The organism is Halalkalibaculum sp. DA384, from assembly GCF_043951955.1.
Classification (GTDB): Bacteria; Bacteroidota; Rhodothermia; order Balneolales; family Balneolaceae; genus JAMQKA01.
The window spans coordinates 1-1,705 of sequence record NZ_JBINJE010000088.1; the positions used below are offsets into that span (position 1 = coordinate 1).

The following is a 1,705-nucleotide window of genomic DNA, read 5'->3' on the forward strand; positions in this document are numbered from 1 at the left end:
GGGCATCCACCCCCGCCTGCTTCGGCTTCCGCACCCCATTCAAGGCCGGGAAAGACCAGGTTGTATATTTTGTAGCTCGCTCCCTCGTCAGACAGCACTTCTTCCGGTCTCGGGCATGGTGCTATAACTCGTTCATACGATCACCCCTTCGAAATTCATCATTACTAATTCTTCATTTTTTATTCCTCACTGAACATCCCCCTGCACCCCCTTCGAACATCATTTACTGCTTTTCAATCATAACTGCCACAAGGGGGAACCCCCCGCGTTCTTCTTCCCGGTACCCCTTCGAGATTCATCATTTTTAATTCTTCATTCATAATTCCCATATTCCCCTTGTGGCACCCCAGTTGGCCAATAGTCCCGAAGATCTTGATCAAAATCTCCAATAAATTTTGTATAATTATTCAGAAAGTAAAAATAGATCCTATAGTTATGAATGATCTGGAATTGTATACAAAACTCGTGTCATTACCTGATGAGCTAAAGAAAGAGGCCAATGATTTCGTAGAGTTCCTGAAATCCAAGATAGCAAACCAACAAACGCCCAAAAGCAGAACACCCGGTTTGGCGAAAGGTCTTATTGAAATGAGTGATGATTTTGACGAACCCCTTGATGATTTTAAGGAGTATAGGGAATGAACCTGTTGGTAGATACTCATGCTGCTATCTGGTTTATAACAGACGACGAACAATTGCCTGAATTCTCTAAGGAGCTAATTAAAAATCCCAAACATAATTGTTATGTAAGTGTTGCAACATTATGGGAAATGGGGATAAAACATTCATTGGGAAAGTTGAAATTAAAAGCGGAGCTGGAGAGAATTTTTGAACTGTTTTTTGAAAGTGGTTTCACACTCTTGCCCATAATTCCGGATCATATTTTAACCAATACTACTTTACCATTTCACCACCGGGATCCTTTTGATAGATTGATTATTGCTCAAGCAAAAAGAGAAGGGTACGCCCTTGTTTCTAAAGATACCGAATTTGAAGAGTATGATGTCAATATAATCTGGGATTCCAGGAATTCATAATCCATAATTCCCCTCCTTTCCGGCCCTGGACTTATGAGCTGCCCGGGACATGCGCAGCGGCGGCGCGGGTTAGTTATTTGTTATCGGTTATTAGTATTGGATTGTTGACAATATAGTAGCAATTGACAATATAGTAGCAAGCAGCCCTCGGGGTCTGGGGAATGGCGGCAGGCAAAAGGGGAGAGGCGGCCGGCGCTTGAAAGCAACCGGCCGGGAATGAGCTGGTAAGGGGAACATCTACCATTCCCCAGCGGCTTTTTTGGTTCGTTTTTTGGCCGTACAAAAAATGAACAGTAAAAGCTGATAAGGAAGCCTGAATATGAAACAGGAGACTATTTTCCCAATAGAGTTGTCCCTTTTGTCTTGATACAAAAGGGACCAAAAGATCAAGAAGAATTTAACTCCTCGGGGCGGAGTTTGTTTGTTGTCGCTGTTTAGGTTCGTCGCCCGCCCCTCGTCAGACAGAAATTCTTCCGGTCTTGGACATGGTGCTATAACTCGTTCAAACGATCTCCCCTTCGAAATTCACTATTCTTCAATCTACATTCCTCATTCCCCCTCCTTTCCGGCTTTGGATTTATGAGCCGCCCGGGACAAGCGCAGCGGCGGCGTGAAGAAAGAAACCGTGCAGGGCGGGGAGCAACGGCTGCACCCGGGATATCACAGCA

The 1,705-nt window shown here is 44.5% G+C and carries 2 protein-coding genes; both read left to right on the forward strand.

Going from position 1 to position 1,705, the window contains the following annotated elements; all coding sequences use genetic code 11:
* Nucleotides 1–435 precede the first annotated feature (435 nt).
* A complete protein-coding gene (locus ACG2E4_RS18330; RefSeq protein WP_395262549.1) occupies nucleotides 436–642 on the forward strand; it encodes a DUF2281 domain-containing protein in 207 nt (68 codons plus the stop codon).
* The gene (locus tag ACG2E4_RS18335) at nucleotides 639–1,037 is read left to right on the forward strand and encodes a type II toxin-antitoxin system VapC family toxin (protein WP_395262548.1); all 399 of its coding nucleotides are present in this window, start codon (nucleotides 639–641) and stop codon (nucleotides 1,035–1,037) included. Before ACG2E4_RS18330 ends, ACG2E4_RS18335 begins: the two co-directional genes overlap by 4 nt.
* Nucleotides 1,038–1,705: the final 668 nt, after the last annotated feature.

Excerpts from the sequence above, each read along its gene's own strand:
- ACG2E4_RS18330 (WP_395262549.1), top strand. The coding sequence starts at position 436 with ATGAATGATCTGGAATTGTATACAAAACTCGTGTCATTACCTGATGAG.
- ACG2E4_RS18335 (WP_395262548.1), top strand. The coding sequence starts at position 639 with ATGAACCTGTTGGTAGATACTCATGCTGCTATCTGGTTTATAACAGAC.